Consider the following 21,872-nt stretch of genomic DNA (forward strand, 5'->3'; position numbering starts at 1 on the left):
TAAAGCTCCTTATAAAGCGGGTTCAGGGCTGTGCAGCAGGCTGGCGAGCCCGTTCAGCAGCAGAGTGTTAAAGGTGTCCGGCTCGGTGACGTTGCAGGCATGCCCGCCCTGGCGCATGACCGTTTTGTGGGCGTGCGGGAGGGCGGCGTGCAGTTCAGCGGAACAGACGGACGGCACCAGCACGTCGTCGGCGGAACAGATAATGTGAACCGGGCAGCGAATGCGTGCGGCCTGGCGGCGGAAGTCGGCTTTTTTCAGGGCGCTGAGCCTGCGCAGCAGGTTGGTTTTGCCCTGGAAATGGGCCAGCGCCAGCGCTTCTTCGGCCTCCAGTCGCGGCGCGCGGGCGGCCATCCAGTCTGCCGGGTAGAGAAACAGCGGCTGCGCCTCGACCCACGCCTGCGCGCCGCCGGAATGCAGCAGCCGCTCGCGAACGTCAAAACAGCGGCGGGTGTGGGCATTGAGGGTCAGCCAGGCGTTGACGCACACGAGCGCGGTGAGGGCGTCGGGCCTGTCTAGAGCCAGCTGCAGGCCGACCAGCGCGCCGAGCGCGTGCCCGACGACGCTGTAGCGCGCAATGCCCGTGTCAGCCAGCGCCTGGGCGAGCTCGTCTGCCATCTGCGCAAGGCTGTAACCCTCCGGCAGGGTGGCGGGGTTATTACCCGTTCCCCGCTGGTCATAGCACACCACCTGATACTCCGGCTCCAGCGCGGCCTGCTGGGGCAGCCAGTAGCTGCCGCTGCCGCCGAGACCGGAAATAAAGACCACCACGGGCGCACCCTCGTACGGCGGCGGCGAGACGGAAAGTTTCATGCCTGCCTCACTTCGCGACGTGCGCAACGGTGGCGATCTCAACCAGCGCGTCCGGTTTTACCAGCCCGCACTGAATGCAGAACCGCGCCGGTTTATCGCCGGGGAAGAACTCGGCGTAGATTTCGTTAATCGCGGCGTAGTTTTTCCAGTCGGTGATAAAGATGCTGTTGAAGGTCACGTCCTCCATGGTGCCACCCGCCGTTTCGATGACGGTTTTGATCGTCTCCAGCACGTGGCGGGTTTGCGCCTTTGGGTCGTTGATAAACACCACGTTGTTGTCTTTATCAAACGGCAGCGTGCCGGAGACATACACCACGCCGTCGGCGAGGGTGCCGGGAACAAACGGGGCAATGGGCGTGCTGGTACCCGGCGGAATAATCACGGATTTCGGCATCAGGCGTCTCCTCAGGCGATACGGGCGAGCGGCGGGGTCAGGGCGTTGCAGAAATCGGCAACGTTACTGACCCAGCCAAAAAAGGTTTCGATATTGAACAGGGCGGCTTTCTGGGCGAACTCCGGCCCGGCCTGATGGGTCGCGTCCTCCAGCACCACGCCGAAATACTCAAGGAAAAAGCCGTCGCGCAGGGTCGACTCCACGCAGACGTTGGTGGCGATACCGGTGAAGACCAGATGGCGAATGCCCCGGCTGCGCAGCAGGCTGTCGAGCGGGGTATTGAAAAAGCCGCTGTAGCGCGGTTTCGGCAGGACGATATCGCCCGCCTGCGGCACCAGCTCGTCCACCAGCTGATAATCCCAGCCGCCTTTGGCCAGCAGCTTGCCCTGCAGGTCTGGGTTCTTACGCATGGTTTTCAGGGCGTTGGACTTGTGGAAGTTGGGCGAGCCGGGGCCGCCTGCCTCGACGTATTGGTCATCCCAGCCGTTCTGGAACCAGATGATGAGCATGCCCGCCGCGCGCGCCGCGGCGACGGCGGTTTTGATGTTCTCGATCACAGGCCTTGTGGCGGAGACGTCGAACCCCGCCAGATCCAGATAGCCGCCCTTGCTGGCGTAGGCGTTTTGCATGTCCACCACGATCAGCGCGCTCTGCTGCGGCGCAAAGGTGATGGCTTCCGGGCGAGCGTTTAGGGTCGTCATTACGCCACCTCCTTCGTGACGGCAGGAATATGGGCGCGACACTGCATCAGCGGCTGGATGCGCTCGCCGAAGGTTTCCACGCCGGTGAGGAAATCATCGAAGGTCAGCAGGACGCCCTCCGCGCCGGGTACGGCCGCCACTTCGTCGAGCATTCTGGCGACGCTGGCATACGAGCCAACCAGCGTGCCCATGTTGATATTGACGGCGGAGGTCGGGTCGGCCATCTGGCGCACGTTGGTGTCCGCGCCGGAACGGGTGTCTTTCTGGCTCTGCTCGGTAAGCCAGCTCAGGGCTTCGTCGTCAGCGCCGTCCTTATACCGCTCCCATTTAGCGCGTGCGGCGTCGTCGGTTTCGTCGGCAATCACCATAAACAGCACGTAGGAGCCCACGTCGCGCCCGGTCTTGTCGGCGGCCTCTTTCATCCGCGCGGCGGTTGGGGCGAAGGCGGCTGGGGTGTTAACGCCTTTGCCGAAGCAGAAGTTGAAGTCGGCGTATTTGGCGGAGAATTCCATCCCCGCGTCGCTCTGCCCGGCGCAAATCACCTTCATCGGCACAGACGGCTGCGGGCTGACGCGGCAGTCGTTCATGGTGAAGAAGTCGCCTTTAAAGTCGCTTTTGCCGGTGCCCCACAGGTCGCGCAGCACCTGCACGTATTCGGTCAGGTAGTCGTAGCGGCGGGAGAAGTAATCGTCGCCCGGCCAGAGCCCCATCTGCTCGTACTCCGGTTTTTGCCAGCCGGTTACCAGGTTAACGCCGAAGCGCCCGCCGGAGATGGAGTCGATGGTGGAGGCCATGCGCGCCACGATTGCGGGCGGCAGGGTGAGGGTGGCCGCGGTGGCGTAGATCTGGATCCGCGAGGTGACCGCCGCCAGCCCGGCCATCAGGGTGAAGGACTCCAGGTTGTGGTCCCAGAATTCAGTTTTGCCGCCAAAGCCGCGTAGCTTGATCATCGAAAGCGCAAAGTCGAAATGGTAGTGCTCCGCTTTTTGTACGATGGCTTTATTCAGCTCAAAGGTGGGCATGTATTGCGGTGCAGTGGTCGAGATAAGCCAGCCGTTGTTGCCGATGGGTACAAATACGCCAATTTTCATCACGAACCTCTCTTCATTACGTCGCAGGTGTAACGGTGGTTTTGCAAAGGCAATGCCAGTTTTGAAAATGGCTGTGTTATTAATGTGTTAATCAGAGGTTGGGGAATTGATGCTGCTAAATGTGGACTAAATGGTCAAAAACATTGCACAGAAAACAGGCACTCATGCGCGATGGGAGTGCAGAATGTCGTGGCGAGACGGGGGTTTTGCTATGCTGAGGGCAACGCAGAATAAGGAGAGCGGGAATGACACAAGGCGCAGTGAAAACACCAGGTAAACGTTCGCAGGCGGTGAGCGCCAAGAAACAGGCGATCCTCAGCGCCGCGCTGGAGACCTTTTCACAGTTTGGCATTCACGGCACGCGCCTGGAACAGGTGGCGGAGCAGTCCGGGGTATCCAAAACTAATCTGCTCTACTATTACCCGTCGAAAGAGGCGCTCTATGTGGCGGTGATGCAGCAGATCCTCGATATCTGGCTGGCGCCGCTTAAGGCGTTCCGCGAAGAGCTGGCCCCGCTGGTGGCTATAGAGGAGTACATTCGCCTGAAGCTGGAGGTGTCGCGCGATTACCCGCAGGCGTCAAGGCTGTTCTGTCTTGAGATGCTGCAGGGCGCGCCGCTGCTGCAGGGGGTATTAACCGGAGATTTAAAGCAGCTGGTGGACGATAAGTCGGCGATTATCGCCGGATGGGTTGCCAGCGGAAAGCTGGCCCCGGTCGACCCGCAGCACCTGATCTTTATGATTTGGGCCGCTACCCAGCATTACGCTGACTTTGCGGCCCAGGTCGAGGCGGTAACCGGAAAAACGCTCCAGGACGAGGCGTTTTTCCACAGTACCCTGCAAAACGTGCAGCGGATGATTATTGAAGGGATCCGCGTGCGCTAGTTCCCCCTCACCCTAACCCTCTCCCCGGAGGGGCGAGGGGACTGTTCTGTGCTGTCTTTTCGCCCTCGCCCCTATGGGGAGAGGGGACAGCTTAGGTCGCCCTCTTCACACTGCATCAGCGAGGACAGAAACGCTTCGCGCTCCACGGTTTTCTCCGCCAGGCACTGATTCACAATCATGGGCTGAACGCTGCCGCCCTCCGTACCCGAACCGATAAACGCGCAGTCCGCGTCGCGCAGGGCAATCCACGCCTGCTGCGCCTTTTTCAGCAGATCGCGCTGGGGAGCCGCGGCACGCTTAATGGCGGCCTGATAGGTCTGGTTGAGCTTTTTATCTGCAGCCTGGTACTGCTGCGCGCTACAGGTGTTCATTTCAAGCTGGGTGGTCGCTTTGTCGCACTCGTTGGCCAGCGCGCTGGCGCTGAACAGCAGTGCCGCACCGGCGATAAGATATCGTTTCATATACTCCCCAATAAAATAAGGCTCCGTCTCCGGAGCCTTATTAGCACAGCGTTAGCCGATTGTCATCAGGCTGGCGTTACCGCCCGCCGCCGCGGTGTTGACGCTGAGCGAGCGCTCCACGTACAGGCGCTCCAGCAGCAGGTTGGTTTCACCGCGGGCGAAGCCCTGCACGGAAACAATCGCCCCGCTGCGGGCAGCCACCTGCTCGCAGAGTTCGCGCAGCTGGTCGGAATCACCGTGGTAGATCACCGCATCAAACGGCTGGGTCAGCAGGGCATCGGCCTTCGCAAAGCGAATGCGGGCCGAGACCGCTTTCGGCAGCTGCTTGGCGAGATCGCGATGCAGCGCATCTTCCGGCCACAGCACTTCGCAGCCGGTAGCCATCGCCGCGGCCAGCTGCACCAGCGCGTCCTGCTCGTTATCCGCCACGCACAGCACGCGCTCGCGCGGCATCAGCGTCCAGGTGTTGCGCTCGCCGGTTGGCCCCGGCAGCAGGCGCTGCGTGCCCGCTTGAGCCAGCTCGCCGTACTGCCGGGCAACCGTACGCAGCTCAGGACGTTTTTCCGCCCAGGCGATCAGCGCCTCCAGCGGCTGGGTCAGCACGGTTTTCACCTGCGTATCCACCGGATAGTGTGCGTCCTGGCGCGCCAGCGTTACGCCCAGCGCGTTTTCCGGACGGTTCGCCAGCAGGCGGTACAGGTAGAGCGGGCCGCCCGCTTTCGGACCGGTGCCGGAGAGGCCTTCGCCGCCGAACGGCTGCACGCCCACGACCGCGCCCACCATGTTGCGGTTGACGTACAGGTTGCCGACTTTGGCCGTGCCGGTGACCTGCGCAATGGTTTCGTCGATACGGGTATGCACGCCGAGCGTCAGTCCGTAGCCGGAGGCGTTGATCTGGTCGATAAGCTCGTTGAGGTTGTTACGGCTGTAGCGCACCACGTGCAGCACCGGGCCGAAGACCTCTTTTTTCAGCTCGTCGAAGCTTGCCAGCTCGATAAGCGTAGGCGGCACGAAGGTGCCGGTCTGCCACTCGCGGGCATCTTCGCTGTTCTCGCGCACCGCCTGGAACACCGGACGGCCTTTGGCGCGCATGGCCTGAATGTGGTTTTCAATGTTGGCTTTGGCCTCCGCGTCGATCACCGGCCCGATGTCGGTAGTGAGACGGCCCGGGTTGCCCATGCGGCATTCCGCCATCGCGCCGCGCAGCATCTTCAGCGTGTGGTCCGCCACGTCGTCCTGCAGGCACAGCACGCGCAGGGCGGAGCAGCGCTGACCGGCGCTGTCGAAGGCGGAGGCCAGCACGTCGACCACCACCTGCTCGGTGAGCGCGGAGGAGTCAACGATCATGGCGTTCATCCCGCCGGTTTCGGCGATGAGCGGCGTAGGGCGGCCCTGCGCATCCAGACGGGTAGCAATGTTACGCTGCAGCAGAGAAGCCACTTCGGTCGAACCGGTAAACATCACGCCGCGCACGCGGTTATCGGAGGTCAGCTTCGCGCCGACGGTTTCACCGCGGCCCGGCAGCAGCTGGACCACGCCCGCAGGTACGCCTGCTTCCAGTAGGATGTTGATGCCCTGGGCGGCAATCAGCGGGGTCTGCTCAGCTGGTTTTGCCAGCACGCTGTTGCCTGCGGCCAGCGCGGCGGCAATCTGGCCGGTGAAGATCGCCAGCGGGAAGTTCCACGGGCTGATACAGACCACCGGACCGAGCGGACGGTGAGTCTCGTTGTCGAAATCATCGCGCACCTGACCGGCGTAGTAGTGCAGGAAGTCGACGGCCTCGCGCACTTCGGCGATGGCGTTGCTGAAGGTTTTACCCGCCTCGCGCACCAGAATGCCGATGAGCGACTGCATCTGATCTTCCATCAGCACCGCGGCGCGTTCCAGAATGGCGGCACGCTCCTGCGGCGGGGTGGCGAACCAGATTGGCGCGTTGTTCACCGCGCTCTCCAGCGCCTGGTCCACTTCCGCTTCGGTTGCTTCACGCGCGTAGCCGACGATGTCCTTCGGCTCTGCCGGGTTGATCACCGGCTGCATGTCACCGTCCTCGACGGCCTGCTCAAGGATCGGTTTGGCCTGCCACTTCTGCAACGCGCTGTTGAGCAGGGCAGAGGAGAGGGACGCCAGACGGTGTTCGTTGGCGAGATCCAGACCCGCCGAGTTGACGCGGCTCTCGCCATACAGCTCGCGCGGCAGGGCAATCTTCGGATGAGGCAGGCCAATCTGGCCTTCGTGCGCGGCCATCTTCTCTACGGCCTGCACCGGATCGGCCACCAGCTCGTCCAGCGGCAGGGTGGTGTCGGCGATGCGGTTAACGAAGGAGGTGTTCGCACCGTTTTCCAGCAGGCGACGCACCAGGTACGCCAGCAGGGTTTCGTGGGTGCCCACCGGGGCATAGATGCGGCACGGACGGTTCAGCTTGCCGTCGGCCACTTTACCGGTTACCTGTTCGTACAGCGGTTCGCCCATGCCGTGCAGGCACTGGAACTCGTACTGGCCCGGATAGTAGTTCTGCCCGGCCAGGCTGTAGATCGCCGCCAGGGTATGGGCGTTGTGGGTCGCGAACTGCGGATAAATCAGGTTCGGCACGCCGAGCAGTTTTTTCGCGCAGGCGAGGTAAGAGACGTCGGTGTAGACCTTGCGGGTATAGACCGGATAGCCTTCCAGCCCTTCCATCTGGGCGCGTTTGATTTCGCTGTCCCAGTAGGCGCCCTTCACCAGGCGGATCATCAGGCGACGGCGGCTGCGGCTTGCCAGATCAATCAGGTAATCAATGACGAACGGGCAGCGCTTCTGGTAGGCCTGGATGACAAAACCGATTCCGTTCCAGCCCGCCAGCTCCGGCTCGAAGCACAGTTTTTCCAGCAGATCGAGGGAGATCTCCAGACGGTCGGCCTCTTCGGCGTCGATGTTGATGCCGATGTCATACTGGCGCGCCAGCAGGGTCAGGGACTTCAGGCGCGGATAGAGCTCTTCCATCACCCGGTCGTACTGCGCGCGGCTGTAGCGCGGGTGCAGGGCGGAGAGCTTAATAGAGATGCCAGGGCCTTCATAAATACCGCGACCGTTGGACGCTTTACCGATGGCGTGGATCGCCTGCTGGTAAGAGACCATGTAGGCCTGCGCGTCGGCGGCGGTGAGCGCCGCTTCGCCCAGCATGTCGTACGAGTAGCGGAAACCTTTATCTTCCAGCTTGCGGGCGTTCGCCAGCGCTTCGGCAATGGTTTCCCCGGTGACGAACTGCTCGCCCATCAGGCGCATCGCCATGTCCACGCCCTTACGGATCAGCGGCTCGCCGCTCTTACCGATGATGCGGTTCAGAGAGCGTGACAGGTTGGCTTCGTTATGGGTGGAGACCAGCTTGCCGGTAAACAGCAGGCCCCAGGTGGCGGCGTTGACGAACAGCGACGGGCTGCGGCCAATATGGGAGTGCCAGTTGCCGTTGCTGATCTTGTCGCGGATCAGCGCGTCGCGGGTGGCTTTATCCGGAATACGCAGCAGCGCTTCCGCCAGGCACATCAGCGCCACGCCTTCCTGCGAGGAGAGGGAGAACTCCTGCAGCAGCCCCTGTACCATCCCGGCGCGGCCGGTGGCGGTTTTCTGGTTGCGCAGCTTGTCGGCTAACTGATACGCCAGGCTGTGCGCCTGGGCGGCAATGGCTTCCGGCAGGCGGGCCTGCTCCAGCAGCATCGGCACGGCGTCGGTTTCGGCGCGGCGGTAAGCCCCGGTAATGGCGGCGCGGCTGACGGACTGCGGCAGGATCTGCTCGGCAAATTCGAGGAACGGCTGGTGGTTCTCTTCCACCGCCGTCGCGGCGTCGTCGCTTTCGTTTGCTGCGCCCGCCAGCAGGGCAGGCAGCTCCGGCAGGCCTTCTTCGCTCTCAAGCCTTTCCAGATAGTTAAAAATCGCCTGCTTGATTAACCAGTGCGGTGTGCGGTCAATGCGGGTTGCTGCGGTTTTAATCCGTTCGCGGGTCGCGTCATCCAGCTTAACCCCCATGGTGGTCATCCCCATGCCAAAACTCCTGTTGTTCTGTAATAGCGTTCTGTTGATAGCGTGAAATATCCACCATGTTGCAACTTTGTGCAACCGTGTTAAATGTGACCTGGTTTGCAAGCTGGAAAATGAATGGATTGTTAACGATTAGTTAGCTGAGAAAAAGAACTGCCTGCTGTTTCTGAACCCAGTTTTTATGCGGTGCTTAACACTTTTTAAAGGTGCAACCCGCAAAAGCGTGAGCGAGTGCAACCTATAGGAAACTCGTATCAAACCGGGGATGAATTTGATGTAAATGCAGTGTTAAATCGTTTGTCAGCGGGATGCGCATACGGCAGGATAGCGCGCCCAACGGAAACACATACACACATCACTACGTTCCGGTGATGACATAACAAGGCAGCCCGGACGGCTGTCGCTCGACATTTTGGAGAATTTGAATGGCAATTAGCACACCGATGCTGGTGACATTTCTCGTTTATATTTTTGGCATGATCCTGATAGGGTTTTTGGCATGGCGTTCGACAAAGAACTTTGACGACTACATTCTGGGCGGCCGCAGCTTAGGCCCGATGGTTACCGCGCTCTCTGCGGGCGCATCCGACATGAGCGGCTGGCTGCTGATGGGGCTGCCGGGCGCGATTTTCATCTCTGGTATTTCCGAAAGCTGGATCGCCATCGGCCTGACCGTCGGCGCGTGGATCAACTGGAAGCTGGTGGCAGGGCGTCTGCGCGTGCACACCGAAGCCAACAACAACGCCCTGACGCTCCCGGACTACTTCACCGGACGCTTTGAGGATAACAGCCGTATTCTGCGCATTATCTCCGCGGTGGTGATCCTGCTGTTCTTCACCATCTACTGCGCCTCCGGCATCGTGGCGGGTGCGCGCCTGTTCGAAAGCACCTTCGGCATGAGCTATGAAACCGCCCTGTGGGCCGGTGCCGCGGCAACCATCCTCTATACCTTCGTGGGCGGGTTCCTGGCGGTAAGCTGGACCGACACCGTGCAGGCAAGCCTGATGATCTTCGCCCTGATCCTGACCCCGGTGATTGTGATTTTCACCGTCGGCGGCTTTGGCGAATCGCTGGAAGTGATCAAGCAGAAGAGCATTGAAAACGTCGACATGCTGAAGGGGCTGAACTTCGTGGCCATCGTCTCCCTGATGGGCTGGGGCCTGGGCTACTTCGGTCAGCCGCATATCCTGGCGCGCTTTATGGCGGCGGATTCTCACCACACCATCGTTCACGCGCGTCGCATCAGCATGACGTGGATGATCCTGTGTCTGGCGGGCGCTTGTGCGGTGGGCTTCTTCGGTATCGCGTACTTTAACAATAACCCGGCCCAGGCGGGCGCGGTGAACCAGAACGCCGAGCGCGTGTTCATCGAGCTGGCGCAGGTGCTGTTTAACCCGTGGATTGCCGGTATTCTGCTCTCTGCGATCCTGGCGGCGGTGATGTCTACCCTGAGCTGCCAGCTGCTGGTTTGCTCCAGCGCAATCACCGAAGACCTCTACAAGGCCTTCCTGCGTAAAGACGCGAGCCAGAAAGAGCTGGTATGGGTAGGGCGCTTTATGGTGCTGGTGGTGGCGCTGGTGGCCATTGCGCTGGCGGCCAACCCGGAAAACCGCGTGCTGGGTCTCGTGAGCTACGCGTGGGCGGGCTTCGGTGCCGCGTTTGGTCCGGTGGTGCTGTTCTCCGTGCTGTGGTCACGCATGACCCGCAACGGCGCGCTGGCGGGGATGATCATCGGTGCGGTGACCGTCATCGTCTGGAAGCAGTTCGCGTGGCTGGGCCTGTACGAAATCATTCCGGGCTTCATCTTCGGCAGCATCGGTATTGTGGTGTTCAGCCTGCTGGGTAAAGCGCCGTCTGCCTCTATGCAGAAGCGCTTTGCGGAAGCGGACGCGCATTACCACACTGCGCCGCCGACTAAGCTTCAGGCAGAGTAAAAATATACCCACCCCCTCACCCTAACCCTCTCCCCATAGGGGAGAGGGGATAGACCGTTCACCAGTTCGAGATGAAAAATGATGATTAAAACAGGGTTAATGGTGGCAGCATTAGTGATGCTGGCAGGCTGCGCTGCTCCCACGCAGCGCGCGGCGGTGGAGACCTGCAAAGCGGATAACCAGATGCAGCAAACCACGCTCTATTTCGGCTTAAATCGCCCGGCAGGGGCGCAGATTACCGGTAGCGAGTGGCAGCAGTTTGTTGACCAGGACGTGACGCCGCGCTTTCGCGATGGCTTAACGGTATTTGATGCGCGCGGGCAGTGGCTGGGTAACGATGGAAAAGTGGCGCGTGAGCCCAGCAAGGCGCTGATGCTGATCCACGGTAAAGACGCGCAGAGTGAAACAAATATCGAAGCGTTACGCGGGATTTATAAATCACGCTTCGCGCAGGAGTCGGTGATGCGCGTCGACCAGCCGGTGTGCGTGCAGTTTTAATAAAAACGGCGGGAAATCCCGCCGTTGTTGTTTTCTAGCAAAGCAATTTACAGCACTAACCCCGCAAAGCTCGCCGACAGCAGGCTCACCAGCGTCGCACCGTACACCAGACGCAGACCAAACCGCGATACCACGTTGCCCTGCTGCTCGTTCAGCCCTTTAATCGCCCCGGCGACGATGCCGATGGAAGCGAAGTTGGCGAACGATACCAGGAAGACGGACAAAATACCCAGCCCGCGCGGTGACATTTCATGGGCAATTTTTTGCAGCTCAATCATCGCTACAAATTCATTCGCCACCAGCTTGGTTGCCATAATGCTGCCCGCGTTAAGCGCATCGCTCAGCGGAATCCCGATAAGCCACGCCAGCGGATAAAAAACGTAGCCCAGGATCTGCTGGAAGCTCATGCCGAATACGCTGGAGAAGAGGGCGTTAACGGCGCTAATGAGGGCGATAAAGCCAATCAGCATCGCCAGAATAATCATCGCCACCTTAAAACCTGCCAGAATATACTCGCCCAGCATTTCAAAGAAGCTCTGGGATTCGTGCAGCTTTTCCAGCTTGATATCCGGCTCGGCTTCCGGACGCACCGGGTTAATGACCGAGAGAATAATAAAGGTGCTGAACATGTTCAGGATTAGCGCCGCAACGACAAATTTGGCGTCGAGCATGGTCATATAGGCGCCGACAATCGACAGGGAGACCGTCGACATCGCGGTTGCGGCCATGGTGAACAGGCGACGCGAGGAGAGATCTCCCAGCACGCCTTTATAGGCAATGAAGTTTTCCGACTGGCCGAGGATCAGCGAACTCACCGCGTTGAACGATTCCAGCTTGCCCATGCCGTTCAGCTTTGACAGCAGCGTTCCGATGATTCGAATAAAAATCGGCAGGATCCGCCAGTGCTGGAGAATACCAATCAATGCGGAAATAAAAATAATCGGACACAGCACGCCGAGGAAAATAAACGCCAGCCCTTTTTCACCCATTCCGCCAAAGACGAAATTCGTTCCTTCCGAGGCAAATTTCAGCAGTGACTCAAAGAAGCCGGAAACGTATTTAATCAGGAATAGCCCGCTTTCGGCGTGCAGGAAAAAGAACGCCAGAGCAATTTCAATAACAATCAGCTGGAAAACATAACGAATGCGAATTTTTCGGCGGTCGAAACTCACCAGCCAGGCAAGCGCAAGAATAATCACCAGCGCCAGCAGGAAATGGACAATCTTAAACATGGGTTATTTTCGGTTGGTTTTTGAGGCGGATATTTAGCCACAGCGCTGGTTAACCGTAAATGGGCATTTTTATTATAACTTATAAACTTAACGGTAACGGCAGCAACTATTAACAGGCTTTGCGTTTACAACTCGTCATCAAATCACCACACATTTCGCTTGTGTTTCCCTCCGCCGTAATGATAATCACTATCACAAGAATTTACCTTTCTTTGCATCAGTTGACCGCGATAAACATTTAAGGTGTCGGCATGTTTGTTCCATTTCTCATTATGTTACGTGAAGGCCTTGAAGCGGCCCTGATTGTCAGCCTTATCGCCAGCTATCTGAAGCGCACCCAGCGTGGGCGCTGGATTAGCGTGATGTGGGTTGGCGTCTTCCTTGCCGCGGCGCTTTGCCTGGGCTTAGGTATCCTCATCAATGAAACCACCGGCGAATTCCCGCAGAAAGAACAAGAGCTGTTTGAGGGTATCGTTGCCGTGATTGCGGTATTCATCCTGACGTGGATGGTCTTCTGGATGCGCAAAGTTTCCCGCAACGTGAAGGTGCAGCTGGAGCAGGCGGTGGATAACGCCCTGCAGAAGGGGAATCACCACGGCTGGGCGCTGATTATGATGGTCTTTTTCGCCGTGGCGCGCGAGGGGCTGGAATCGGTCTTCTTCCTGCTGGCGGCATTCCAGCAGGACGTGGGCATCTGGCCGCCGCTGGGCGCTATGCTCGGTCTTGCAACGGCGGTGGTGCTGGGCTTTCTGCTCTACTGGGGCGGCATTCGCCTCAATCTGGGCGCCTTCTTTAAGTGGACCAGCCTGTTCATTCTGCTGGTGGCCGCGGGGCTGGCGGCAGGGGCGATCCGCGCCTTCCACGAGGCGGGCCTGTGGAACCACTTCCAGGACGTGGCGTTCGATCTCAGCAACGTCCTCTCCACCCATTCACTGACCGGCACCCTGCTCGAAGGCATCTTCGGCTACCAGGAAACGCCGAGCGTCAGCGAAGTGGCGATGTACTTTATCTATCTGGTGCCGGCGCTGGTGCTGTTCGCAATGCCGCCGCGTACCGGCTCGCAGGCGTCGCGCGTTGCGCCGTAATTGTCGTTTTAGTTACAACATACTTTTTAAGGGAAGAGTCATGGCAATTCAGTTTCGTCGTAGTGCATTGTGCGCAGGCATTGCCGCGCTGTTCGCTTCTGCATTCGCCGCGCAGGCTGCGGATATTCCGCAGGTGAAAGTCACCGTTAACGATAAGCAGTGCGAGCCGATGACCATCACGGTCAACAGCGGTAAAACCCAGTTTATCATCCAGAACCACAGCCAGAAGGCGCTGGAGTGGGAGATCCTCAAAGGCGTGATGGTGGTGGAAGAGCGCGAAAACATCGCGCCGGGCTTCAGCCAGAAGATGACCGCCAACCTGCAGCCGGGTGAATACGACATGACCTGCGGCCTGCTGACCAACCCTAAAGGCAAGCTGATCGTCAAAGGTGAAGCGACGGCGGACGCGGCCAAAGGCACGGCCCTGCTGAGCCTGGGCGACGCCATTACCGCCTATAAAGCCTACGTCACCAAAGAGACGGCGGACCTGGTCACGGGCACCAAAGCCTTCACCGACGCGGTGAAAGCGGGCGATATCGAAAAAGCGAAATCCCTGTACGCGCCAACCCGTCAGCACTACGAGCGCATCGAGCCGATTGCCGAGCTGTTCTCTGACCTCGACGGCAGCATTGATGCCCGCGAAGACGACTACGAGCAGAAGGCCGCCGATCCGAAATTCACCGGCTTCCACCGTCTGGAAAAAGCCCTGTTTGGCGATAACTCCACCAAAGGAATGGAGAAATACGCCGATCAGCTGAACGCCGACGTGCTGGAGCTGCAAAAGCGCATCAGCGAGCTGGCCTTCCCGCCGTCAAAAGTGGTGGGCGGCGCGGCGGGGCTAATTGAAGAAGTGGCCGCGAGCAAAATCAGCGGTGAAGAAGATCGCTACAGCCATACCGACCTGTGGGACTTCCAGGCCAACGTCGACGGCGCGCAGAAGATTGTCGATCTGCTGCGTCCTCAGCTGCAAAAAGAGAACGGCGAACTGCTGGCAAAAGTGGATGCCAACTTCAAAAAGGTCGACACCATCCTGGCGAAGTACCGTACCAAAGACGGGTTCGAAACCTACGACAAGCTGACCGACGCCGACCGTAACGCGCTGAAAGGCCCGATTACGACGCTGGCGGAAGATCTCTCCCTGCTGCGCGGCGTACTGGGTCTGGACTAAGCACGATGAACAAGCACGACGAATTCGACGTGGCGGAACCTTCCCGACGTCGTTTGTTGAAAGGGGTAGGGGCGCTGGGCGGCGCGCTTGCCCTGGCGGGCGGCTGCCCGGTGGCGCACGCGGCAAAACCGCAAAGCGCGCCCGGCACGCTGTCGCCGGATGCCCGCATGGAGACCCAGCCGTTTTACGGCGCGCACCAGGCGGGTATTCTGACGCCGCAGCAGGCTTCCATGATGCTGGTGGCCTTTGATTCGCTGGCCAGCGATAAGGCGGATCTGGAGCGTCTGTTCCGCCTGCTGACGGCGCGCATCGCGTTTCTGACCGCGGGCGGGCCGGCGCCGGAGACGCCGAACCCGCGCCTGCCGCCGATGGATTCCGGTATCCTCGGGGCGTTTATCGCGCCGGATAACCTGACCATTACCGTGTCGGTAGGGGAGTCGCTGTTCAATGACCGCTACGGCCTGGCAAAACAGAAGCCGAAAGCGCTGCAGAAGATGACGCGCTTCCCGAATGACTCTCTCGACGCGGCGCTGTGCCACGGCGATCTGCTCCTGCAGATTTGTGCCAATACTCAGGACACGGTGATCCACGCCCTGCGCGATATCATTAAGCACACGCCGGATCTGCTGAGCGTGCGCTGGAAGCGGGAAGGGTTTATCTCTGACCACGCCGCCCGCAGCAAAGGCAAAGAGACGCCGGTTAACCTGCTGGGCTTTAAGGACGGCACGGCCAACCCGGACAGCAGCGATGCGGCGCTGATGAAAGACGTGGTGTGGGTGACGGCAGATCAGGGCGAACCGGCGTGGGCGGTGGGCGGCAGCTACCAGGCGGTGCGCATTATCCAGTTCCACGTGGAGTTCTGGGACCGCACGCCGCTGAAAGAGCAGCAGACGATTTTTGGCCGCGACAAGCAGAGCGGGGCGCCGCTGGGCATGAAGCACGAGCATGATGTGCCGGACTACGCGAGCGATCCGGATGGCGACGTCATTGCGCTCGACAGCCATATTCGCCTTGCCAACCCGCGCACCAAAGAGACGCAGTCCAGCCTGATGATGCGCCGTGGCTACAGCTATTCGCTGGGCGTGACCAACTCCGGCCAGCTTGATATGGGGCTGCTGTTCGTCTGCTATCAGCACGATCTGGAGAAAGGCTTCCTGACCGTGCAGAAGCGGTTAAACGGCGAAGCGCTGGAAGAGTACATTAAGCCCATCGGCGGCGGCTATTTCTTTGCTCTGCCCGGCGCGCGCGATGCTGGCGCGTATCTCGCACAGGGTCTGATTGAAGCCTGATAATCGTCCCTGCGATTGTTCGCGGGGACATTATTTTTTCATATGACTATCTTATTGTTATATTTCTGTAATATTCATATATAAGACTGATTCCGCTGCAGGAACAGTCTTAAAAGTTGCATTCAGGTAAAATAAATGTTGCATTTATGATAACTCCTGATGTACTTAAGATAAGACAGCGGTAGTTCCCGGCAGTGATGCTGAATCACTATGGAGATCGCGAATGGTTGCGTCCTGTACTGGACAAGGTAAACATAACAACCGCAGCACCCGGCGCGGAGGCTCAGACTCCGGCAGCGATTTCCTCACCACTAAATTCTCCCCCACACCTCAAGAATCTGATTCGACCGACGTGCAGACCGGTGCGCGTAGCCGTTCTGTATCGTCATCTGATAAAGCAAGCAATGGCTTACAAGGAAGCCAACCCTCTGATGTTCGTGCGCATAATCGTGCCGAAGCTGGCGCGTGTGATGAATACCAACAACTCAAGGTGCTATCCATGGGAAGACAAAAAGCAGTGATCAAAGCTCGTCGCGAAGCAAAACGTGTGCTGAGACGGGACTCACGTAGCCATAAACAGCGTGAAGAAGAATCGGTCACCTCGCTTGTGCAGATGAGTGGCGTAGAAGCAATTGGCATGGCCAGAGACAGCCGTGATAATTCTCCAATTGTGGCGCGCAATGAGGCTCAGGCGCACTACCTGAATGCTATCGAGAGTAAACAGCTCATCTTTGCAACCGGTGAAGCCGGATGCGGGAAAACCTGGATCAGTGCGGCCAAAGCGGCGGAAGCGCTGATCCATAAGGACGTGGAGCGCATTATTGTTACTCGTCCGGTACTGCAGGCGGATGAAGATCTCGGCTTCCTGCCCGGGGATATTTCGGAGAAGTTTGCTCCGTACTTCAGGCCCGTCTATGACGTGCTGGTGAAGCGACTGGGTGCATCCTTTATGCAGTACTGCCTGCGACCAGAGATTGGCAAGGTGGAAATCGCGCCGTTCGCCTATATGCGCGGACGTACATTTGAAAATGCGGTCGTCATTCTTGACGAGGCTCAGAACGTGACCGCTGCGCAAATGAAGATGTTTTTAACGCGCCTCGGGGAGAACGTGACGGTTATCGTTAACGGCGATATTACCCAGTGTGACCTGCCGTCGGGCGTGAAGTCCGGCCTCAGCGATGCCATGTCACGTTTTGAGGAAGATGAGATGATTGGGGTGGTACGTTTCACCAAAGAGGACTGCGTGCGTTCAGCGCTGTGTCAACGGACGCTGGAAGTGTATTCCGATTAAGATCATTCTTTTTAAGCCATTTCTTCCCGGCGTCATGCCGGGAAGCATCATTTATTATTTGCATACCTCACCTGTTATTCATAATTAATCATTTCGATTATTTATTTATATTCGGCTGGTTTTTATTTGAGCGGTAGAAGTGTGACATGTGTTTATAATACCCACAAAATATCTATGAATATAATGATCGCGCTAATTGTTAGTTAAAAATTAAACGTGAATGTTGTCACAGATCATTACTACGAAGTAAAAATTAAGTTGGTGTCTGCAGGGGAGTTATCTATGTTTCGTACTTGTTCGAACAAAATTCTAAGAAGAAACACAACAGGGGATCCGTTCCCCCGAAACATCACGCTGAGGGTCATACATGAACGAACTGGTTGGTGCTATTAATGGTGTAATCTGGAGCCCTGCGTTAATATTTTTATGTCTGGGTGTTGGCCTCTATTTCTCACTGCGTAGTCGCTTTCTGCAATTACGTCATATCAAACATATGATTACCCTGATGTTCCAGGGGCGTCCTACCGATGCAGGCGTATCGTCGTTTCAGGCGCTGACGATGACGCTGGCAGGCCGCGTGGGGACAGGGAATATCGCCGGTGTGGCCACGGCAATTACCTTTGGCGGGCCGGGGGCGCTTTTCTGGATGTGGATAGTGGCGTTTTTGGGCGCCAGCTCAGCGTTTGTTGAATCCACTCTCGGTCAGGTTTATAAAGAAAAAATAAACGGTGAATATCGCGGTGGTCCTGCCTTTTATATTGAAAAAGGTTTAGGCGTGAAGTGGTATGCCTGGTTATTTGCCATTGTGACTATTTTCTCCTGCGGGTTATTACTTCCGGGCGTACAGGCAAACTCGATTGGTGCAAGCCTGGATATTGCCTTTGGTCTGAGCCCGAACGTCACGGCGGCATTACTTGCCGTGCTGTTAAGTTTTATTATTTTCGGCGGCGTGAAAAGGATCGCCAGCTTTAGCAGTATGGTCGTTCCTTTTATGGCGCTGGGCTATATTATTGTCGCCTGCGTGATTATCGCCATTAATATTGACCAGCTTCCTTCTGTTATTCTGCTGATCTGGAAAAGCGCCTTCGGCCTGGAAGCGGGCTTTGGCGCCATCCTCGGCCAGGCGATTATGTGGGGCGTTAAGCGCGGCGTCTATTCTAACGAAGCGGCGCAGGGGACCGGGCCGCATGCGTCATCCGCGGCGGCGGTAAGCCATCCGGTGAAGCAGGGGCTGGTGCAGGCATTCTCGGTCTATATCGACACGCTGTTTGTCTGCTCCGCGACCGGGTTTATGCTGCTGATCACCGGGCTGTATAACGTGCAGGGCGTCGACGGCGCGGCGCTTTATACCGGTATTGCAGGCGTGGCCGCGGGGCCTGGCTACGTGCAGACGGCGATGGAAAGTATGATGCCGGGCTTTGGTAATTACTTTGTTGCCATTGCGCTGTTCTTCTTTGCCTTCACCACGATTATTGCCTACTACTATATCGCCGAAACCAATATCGCCTTCATTAACCGTAAAATTCACCGCCCGTGGCTGACGTTCCTGCTCAAATTATGTCTGATGGCTTCGACGGTGTATGGCACGGTTCGTACCGCGGATCTGGCCTGGGGGCTGGGGGATATTGGGGTAGGGCTGATGGCATGGCTCAACATTATTGCCATTGTTCTGCTGCATAAAAAAGCGTTTGCCAGCCTGAAGGATTATGAAACTCAAAATGCGCAGGGGCTGGATCCGCAGTTTGACCCGGTTCGACTGGGGATTAAAAATGCGGATTACTGGCTGGAGGAGCGCAAGGAAGAGAATATTGCTAATCTTGGGCAGGTTTCATCTCCTGAAGGAAAGCAGCCGGCAGGGAAGTTGAATAGCTGAGGAATAGAATAAGAAGGCCCGTGCTTTGACACGGGCTTTTTTTTATAAGTGAGGTGCTGAGTCTGCACCGGGGGGGATTGACTCGCTTCGCTCGCCCTACGGGCAGCCTGTTCGCTTCGCTCTCAGTCTGTCCAACTGGCTGCGCCAGTTGTCGAACCCCGGTCGGTGGTTCTCATCCCCCCCTTACGGAGAATATAAAATAAAAAAGCCCGTACTTTCGTACGAGCTCTTATCTTGAATATGGCGGTGAGGGGGGGATTCGAACCCCCGATACGTTGCCGTATACACACTTTCCAGGCGTGCTCCTTCAGCCACTCGGACACCTCACCATATTGTTTTGCTGCCTGACCGCTTGGGGGGCAACGGGGCGCTACTATAGGGAGTTGCGCGAAAGCGGTCAAGCAGATTTTCTGCATTCCTGCTTGTTCGGTTAAGCCTTAATCAGCTTATGCCGCACGGCGCAGGATTAACGCTGCGAATCGAGCGCTTCGCTGTTTTTCACCACCTCCTGCGCTTTGCCGTAGCTTTCGATCAGCAGCTGGTAGGCCGGGAAGATGTGGGTGTAGACCTCAGCCCATTCAGCCGCGTCTTCACGGTTCCAGGTTCGCTGGATCTCAGAGGCCACAGCGGCGGTATCCATCGGCACCACGCCTGCCTGAACCACGCGTGCCAGGGTGATCTCCTGCGCCATTTTGCTGTAGGTGCCAGAGGCATCAATTACCGCAAACACTTTATACCCGTCCGCCACCGCGCTGATGGACGGGAAGGCCATGCAGACGCTGGTGATCGTGCCGGCAATAATTAACGTCCTGCGACCGGTGGCTTTTACCGCCGCCACGAATTCCGGGTTATCCCAGGCGTTGATCTCACCTTTGCGGGCCACATACTGCGCATGCGGCGCGTTGGCGTGGATCTCCGGGATAAGCGGGCCGTTCGGTCCCTGCGGAACGGAGGCCGTGGTGATCACCGGGATCTTTGCCAGCGTGGCGATCTTTGCCAGCGCCGCCGCGCGGGCGCGCAGCTCCGGCATGGGCATGTCGCCGACGGTCTGGAACAGCCCGCTCTGGTGGTCGATAAGCAGCATGACGGCATCATTTACGTCAATGACGGGACGTGCACCGTTGAAGTTTGCAGGGGTAGACATATTACGCTCCTTTATTTCGTTCAGATCTGGCCGAAGCGGCCGGAGTTGAAATCACGAATGGCTTCCGCGATCTCGGTTTTACTGTTCATCACAAACGGGCCGTAGCCCACAATCGGTTCATTCAGCGGCTCGCCGGCCATCAGCAGCACTTTCGCGTCGCTGTTCGCTTCCAGATGCAGCCTGTCGCCGCTCTGGCTCAGCACGACCAGCTGCGCTTCACCCGCTGGCGTGGTGCCGTTCACCGTTACGCTGCCCTCAAGTACCACCAGCGCCGTGCTCCAGCCTTCGGGCTGGTCGAGCGTCAGATGGTTGCCCTGGTGCAGCGCCAGATCCCAGACGTTCAGCGGTGAGAAGGTATGGGCCGGGCCCGTCACGTCCTCAAAGCGACCGGCGATGACCCGCAGCGTGCCGCTGTTATCCGGCAGCGCGACCACCGGGATATCCGCTTTGGTGATGCTCTGGTAGCCGGGCGTCGCCATTTTGTCTTTGGCAGGCAGGTTGACCCACAGCTGCATCATTTTCAGTTCGCCGCCTTTCTGCGCGAAGGTGCTGGAGTGGAACTCCTCGTGCAGGATGCCTGCGCCCGCCGTCATCCACTGCACGTCGCCGGGGCCGATGACGCCGCCTTTGCCCGTGGAGTCGCGGTGCTCCACTTCGCCGGAGTAAACGATGGTCACCGTTTCAAACCCGCGATGAGGATGCTCGCCCACGCCGCGTTTCGCGCCGTCCGCCGGGAAGGTGTACGGTCCTGCGTAGTCCAGCAGCAGGAACGGGCTCAGCGGCTCGCCGTGCGTCTGGTAAGAAAACATTGAACGAACCGGGAAACCGTCACCGACCCAGTGCGGACGAGGTGCGGTATAAACGCCTGTTACGCTTTTCATGATGAACTCCTGATGTTCTGTTGATGTAATTAGCTTATATTCAGGGTTAATATCCCGGTAGATAGTGAAAATGACATTCACTGTTCTGAAAATAGAACGATGAGGGCGTATGCAGGATCTCAATGATTTCGCGTGGTTTGTGAAGGTGGTGGACCATGGTGGGTTTGCGGCGGCAGGCCGGGCGCTCGATCAGCCCAAGTCGAAACTGAGCCGCCGGATTGCCCAGCTGGAAGAACGCCTTGGCGTGCAGCTGATCCAGCGTACCACCCGGCAGTTTACGGTGACGGAAGTGGGGCAGACGTTCTATCAGCACTGTAAAGCCATGCTGGTAGAGGCTGAAGCTGCGCAAGAGGCGGTGGCGGCGTTGCAGGCCGAGCCACGCGGCGTGGTCAGGATCACCTGTCCGGTCACCTTGCTGCACGTTCACGTGGGGCCCATGCTGGCGCGGTTAATGGCGCGCTATCCGGGGATCAATCTTCAGCTTGAGGCTACCAACCGGCGGGTCGATCTGGTGGGCGAGGGCATTGACGTGGCAATCCGCGTTCGTCCACGTCCGTTTGACGACAGCGACCTGGTGTTAAGAGTGCTGGCAGACAGGGGGCACTGCCTGGTGGCGAGCCCTGCGCTGATCGAGCGGATGGGCAACCCTGCCGTGCCCTCTGAACTGAGCGAGTGGCCGGGTTTGAGCATGGGGGCGGGAAAGCAGCTGCATAAATGGGAACTGAGCGGGCCGGAAGGGGCGAAAGCGGAGATTCACTTTACGCCGCGCTTGATTACCACCGATATGCTGGCGCTGCGTGAAGCGGCGATGGCGGGTGTGGGGGTAGTACAGCTGCCGATTTTAATGGTCAAGGATCAGCTGGCATCAGGGGAACTGGTACGGGTGCTGGGCGCGTGGGAGCCAAGACGGGAAGTGATTCACGCTGTTTATCCCTCCAGGCGAGGTTTGCTGCCGTCCGTCAGAACGCTGGTGGATTTTCTTACTGAAGAGTATGCGCGGATGGTGGAGGAGTAAAGATCCCCTTGCCCTGCGGGCTGAGGAGTCCCCGGAAACTAATGCGAGCAAGTGAACAATTCCCTCGCCCCTTTGGGGAGAGGGTTAGGGGGAGGGGCTCAGGCCGCATT

At 58.5% G+C, this 21,872-nt stretch carries 18 protein-coding genes and 1 tRNA gene; 9 read left to right on the forward strand and 10 right to left on the reverse strand.

Annotated elements, in window-relative coordinates:
• Positions 1–9: 9 nt before the first annotated feature.
• Genes rutD through rutA form a run of 4 tightly spaced genes read right to left on the reverse strand, consistent with a single transcriptional unit; the run spans position 10 to position 2,996 of the window.
• Positions 10–810, reverse strand: a complete 801-nt coding sequence (rutD, locus tag UTO39_RS20515; RefSeq protein ID WP_320727948.1) for a pyrimidine utilization protein D — start codon at positions 808–810, stop codon at positions 10–12.
• A gap of 7 nt (positions 811–817) precedes the next feature.
• Positions 818–1,204 carry a pyrimidine utilization protein C gene (gene rutC / locus UTO39_RS20520; RefSeq protein ID WP_061098621.1) on the reverse strand — a complete coding sequence of 129 codons (387 nt, stop codon included), beginning with the start codon at positions 1,202–1,204 and terminating at the stop codon, positions 818–820.
• Between the two features lie 11 nt (positions 1,205–1,215).
• The gene (rutB, locus tag UTO39_RS20525) at positions 1,216–1,905 is read right to left on the reverse strand and encodes a pyrimidine utilization protein B (RefSeq protein WP_266178327.1); all 690 of its coding nucleotides are present in this window, start codon (positions 1,903–1,905) and stop codon (positions 1,216–1,218) included.
• Positions 1,905–2,996 (reverse strand): pyrimidine utilization protein A, encoded by a 1,092-nt coding sequence (gene rutA, locus UTO39_RS20530; RefSeq protein ID WP_041910549.1) that lies wholly within the window; start codon positions 2,994–2,996, stop codon positions 1,905–1,907. The genes rutB and rutA overlap by 1 nt, the downstream gene beginning before the upstream one ends.
• 245 nt (positions 2,997–3,241) lie before the next feature.
• On the opposite strand from rutA, the gene rutR reads away from it, so the two are divergent.
• Positions 3,242–3,880: an HTH-type transcriptional regulator RutR gene (gene rutR / locus UTO39_RS20535; protein ID WP_320727949.1), complete on the forward strand. Its 639-nt coding sequence runs from the start codon at positions 3,242–3,244 to the stop codon at positions 3,878–3,880.
• 71 nt (positions 3,881–3,951) lie between these two features.
• Here the strand turns inward: rutR and UTO39_RS20540 are convergent, their stop codons facing one another.
• A complete protein-coding gene (locus UTO39_RS20540; RefSeq protein ID WP_266178326.1) occupies positions 3,952–4,341 on the reverse strand; it encodes a lysozyme inhibitor LprI family protein in 390 nt (129 codons plus the stop codon).
• Between the two features lie 51 nt (positions 4,342–4,392).
• Positions 4,393–8,355 carry a trifunctional transcriptional regulator/proline dehydrogenase/L-glutamate gamma-semialdehyde dehydrogenase gene (gene putA / locus UTO39_RS20545; RefSeq protein WP_320727950.1) on the reverse strand — a complete coding sequence of 1,321 codons (3,963 nt, stop codon included), beginning with the start codon at positions 8,353–8,355 and terminating at the stop codon, positions 4,393–4,395.
• Positions 8,356–8,777: 422 nt separating this feature from the next.
• Here putA and putP point away from each other — a divergent pair, with 422 nt between their 5' ends.
• A complete protein-coding gene (putP, locus tag UTO39_RS20550) occupies positions 8,778–10,286 on the forward strand; it encodes a sodium/proline symporter PutP (protein ID WP_061098616.1) in 1,509 nt (502 codons plus the stop codon).
• 78 nt (positions 10,287–10,364) lie between these two features.
• The gene (locus UTO39_RS20555) at positions 10,365–10,784 is read left to right on the forward strand and encodes a DUF3574 domain-containing protein (RefSeq protein ID WP_151413163.1); all 420 of its coding nucleotides are present in this window, start codon (positions 10,365–10,367) and stop codon (positions 10,782–10,784) included.
• Between the two features lie 47 nt (positions 10,785–10,831).
• Here the strand turns inward: UTO39_RS20555 and UTO39_RS20560 are convergent, their stop codons facing one another.
• A complete protein-coding gene (locus tag UTO39_RS20560) occupies positions 10,832–12,016 on the reverse strand; it encodes a NupC/NupG family nucleoside CNT transporter (protein WP_045261666.1) in 1,185 nt (394 codons plus the stop codon).
• Positions 12,017–12,267: 251 nt separating this feature from the next.
• Here UTO39_RS20560 and efeU point away from each other — a divergent pair, with 251 nt between their 5' ends.
• From efeU to UTO39_RS20585, 5 genes are all read left to right on the forward strand, one after another.
• Entirely contained in the window at positions 12,268–13,101 is an 834-nt protein-coding gene (efeU, locus tag UTO39_RS20565; RefSeq protein ID WP_320727951.1) for an iron uptake transporter permease EfeU, read from the forward strand.
• 40 nt (positions 13,102–13,141) lie between these two features.
• On the forward strand, positions 13,142–14,269 hold the full coding sequence (gene efeO, locus UTO39_RS20570) for an iron uptake system protein EfeO (RefSeq protein WP_320727952.1): 1,128 nt from the start codon (positions 13,142–13,144) through the stop codon (positions 14,267–14,269).
• A 5-nt stretch (positions 14,270–14,274) separates the two neighbouring features.
• The gene (efeB, locus tag UTO39_RS20575) at positions 14,275–15,558 is read left to right on the forward strand and encodes an iron uptake transporter deferrochelatase/peroxidase subunit (RefSeq protein ID WP_320727953.1); all 1,284 of its coding nucleotides are present in this window, start codon (positions 14,275–14,277) and stop codon (positions 15,556–15,558) included.
• Between the two features lie 499 nt (positions 15,559–16,057).
• A complete protein-coding gene (gene phoH, locus UTO39_RS20580) occupies positions 16,058–16,849 on the forward strand; it encodes a phosphate starvation-inducible protein PhoH (RefSeq protein ID WP_173647354.1) in 792 nt (263 codons plus the stop codon).
• A gap of 367 nt (positions 16,850–17,216) precedes the next feature.
• Entirely contained in the window at positions 17,217–18,722 is a 1,506-nt protein-coding gene (locus tag UTO39_RS20585) for an alanine/glycine:cation symporter family protein (protein WP_320727954.1), read from the forward strand.
• 241 nt (positions 18,723–18,963) lie between these two features.
• Here UTO39_RS20585 and UTO39_RS20590 read toward each other — a convergent pair.
• The 3 genes from UTO39_RS20590 to UTO39_RS20600 all read right to left on the reverse strand — a co-directional run bounded on the left by UTO39_RS20590 (position 18,964) and on the right by UTO39_RS20600 (position 20,747).
• Positions 18,964–19,051: transfer RNA gene (locus UTO39_RS20590), tRNA-Ser, on the reverse strand.
• A 137-nt stretch (positions 19,052–19,188) separates the two neighbouring features.
• On the reverse strand, positions 19,189–19,866 hold the full coding sequence (locus tag UTO39_RS20595) for an isochorismatase family protein (RefSeq protein WP_320727955.1): 678 nt from the start codon (positions 19,864–19,866) through the stop codon (positions 19,189–19,191).
• Positions 19,867–19,886: 20 nt separating this feature from the next.
• Positions 19,887–20,747: a pirin family protein gene (locus tag UTO39_RS20600; protein WP_253541521.1), complete on the reverse strand. Its 861-nt coding sequence runs from the start codon at positions 20,745–20,747 to the stop codon at positions 19,887–19,889.
• Between the two features lie 109 nt (positions 20,748–20,856).
• Here UTO39_RS20600 and UTO39_RS20605 point away from each other — a divergent pair, with 109 nt between their 5' ends.
• Positions 20,857–21,762 (forward strand): LysR family transcriptional regulator, encoded by a 906-nt coding sequence (locus tag UTO39_RS20605; protein WP_320727956.1) that lies wholly within the window; start codon positions 20,857–20,859, stop codon positions 21,760–21,762.
• Positions 21,763–21,872: the final 110 nt, after the last annotated feature.

Source organism: Enterobacter sp. 118C5 (assembly GCF_034107645.1).
Taxonomy (GTDB): Bacteria; Pseudomonadota; Gammaproteobacteria; order Enterobacterales; family Enterobacteriaceae; genus Enterobacter; species Enterobacter nematophilus.

Coding starts and splice junctions, on each gene's coding strand:
- UTO39_RS20540 (WP_266178326.1), bottom strand. CDS start 4,341: ATGAAACGATATCTTATCGCCGGTGCGGCACTGCTGTTCAGCGCCAGC.
- rutA (WP_041910549.1), bottom strand. CDS start 2,996: ATGAAAATTGGCGTATTTGTACCCATCGGCAACAACGGCTGGCTTATC.
- UTO39_RS20560 (WP_045261666.1), bottom strand. CDS start 12,016: ATGTTTAAGATTGTCCATTTCCTGCTGGCGCTGGTGATTATTCTTGCG.
- rutD (WP_320727948.1), bottom strand. CDS start 810: ATGAAACTTTCCGTCTCGCCGCCGCCGTACGAGGGTGCGCCCGTGGTG.
- UTO39_RS20555 (WP_151413163.1), top strand. CDS start 10,365: ATGATGATTAAAACAGGGTTAATGGTGGCAGCATTAGTGATGCTGGCA.
- UTO39_RS20605 (WP_320727956.1), top strand. CDS start 20,857: ATGCAGGATCTCAATGATTTCGCGTGGTTTGTGAAGGTGGTGGACCAT.
- phoH (WP_173647354.1), top strand. CDS start 16,058: ATGGGAAGACAAAAAGCAGTGATCAAAGCTCGTCGCGAAGCAAAACGT.
- putA (WP_320727950.1), bottom strand. CDS start 8,355: ATGGGGATGACCACCATGGGGGTTAAGCTGGATGACGCGACCCGCGAA.
- putP (WP_061098616.1), top strand. CDS start 8,778: ATGGCAATTAGCACACCGATGCTGGTGACATTTCTCGTTTATATTTTT.
- UTO39_RS20595 (WP_320727955.1), bottom strand. CDS start 19,866: ATGTCTACCCCTGCAAACTTCAACGGTGCACGTCCCGTCATTGACGTA.
- efeU (WP_320727951.1), top strand. CDS start 12,268: ATGTTTGTTCCATTTCTCATTATGTTACGTGAAGGCCTTGAAGCGGCC.
- efeB (WP_320727953.1), top strand. CDS start 14,275: ATGAACAAGCACGACGAATTCGACGTGGCGGAACCTTCCCGACGTCGT.
- rutB (WP_266178327.1), bottom strand. CDS start 1,905: ATGACGACCCTAAACGCTCGCCCGGAAGCCATCACCTTTGCGCCGCAG.
- rutR (WP_320727949.1), top strand. CDS start 3,242: ATGACACAAGGCGCAGTGAAAACACCAGGTAAACGTTCGCAGGCGGTG.
- UTO39_RS20600 (WP_253541521.1), bottom strand. CDS start 20,747: ATGAAAAGCGTAACAGGCGTTTATACCGCACCTCGTCCGCACTGGGTC.
- UTO39_RS20585 (WP_320727954.1), top strand. CDS start 17,217: ATGAACGAACTGGTTGGTGCTATTAATGGTGTAATCTGGAGCCCTGCG.
- rutC (WP_061098621.1), bottom strand. CDS start 1,204: ATGCCGAAATCCGTGATTATTCCGCCGGGTACCAGCACGCCCATTGCC.
- efeO (WP_320727952.1), top strand. CDS start 13,142: ATGGCAATTCAGTTTCGTCGTAGTGCATTGTGCGCAGGCATTGCCGCG.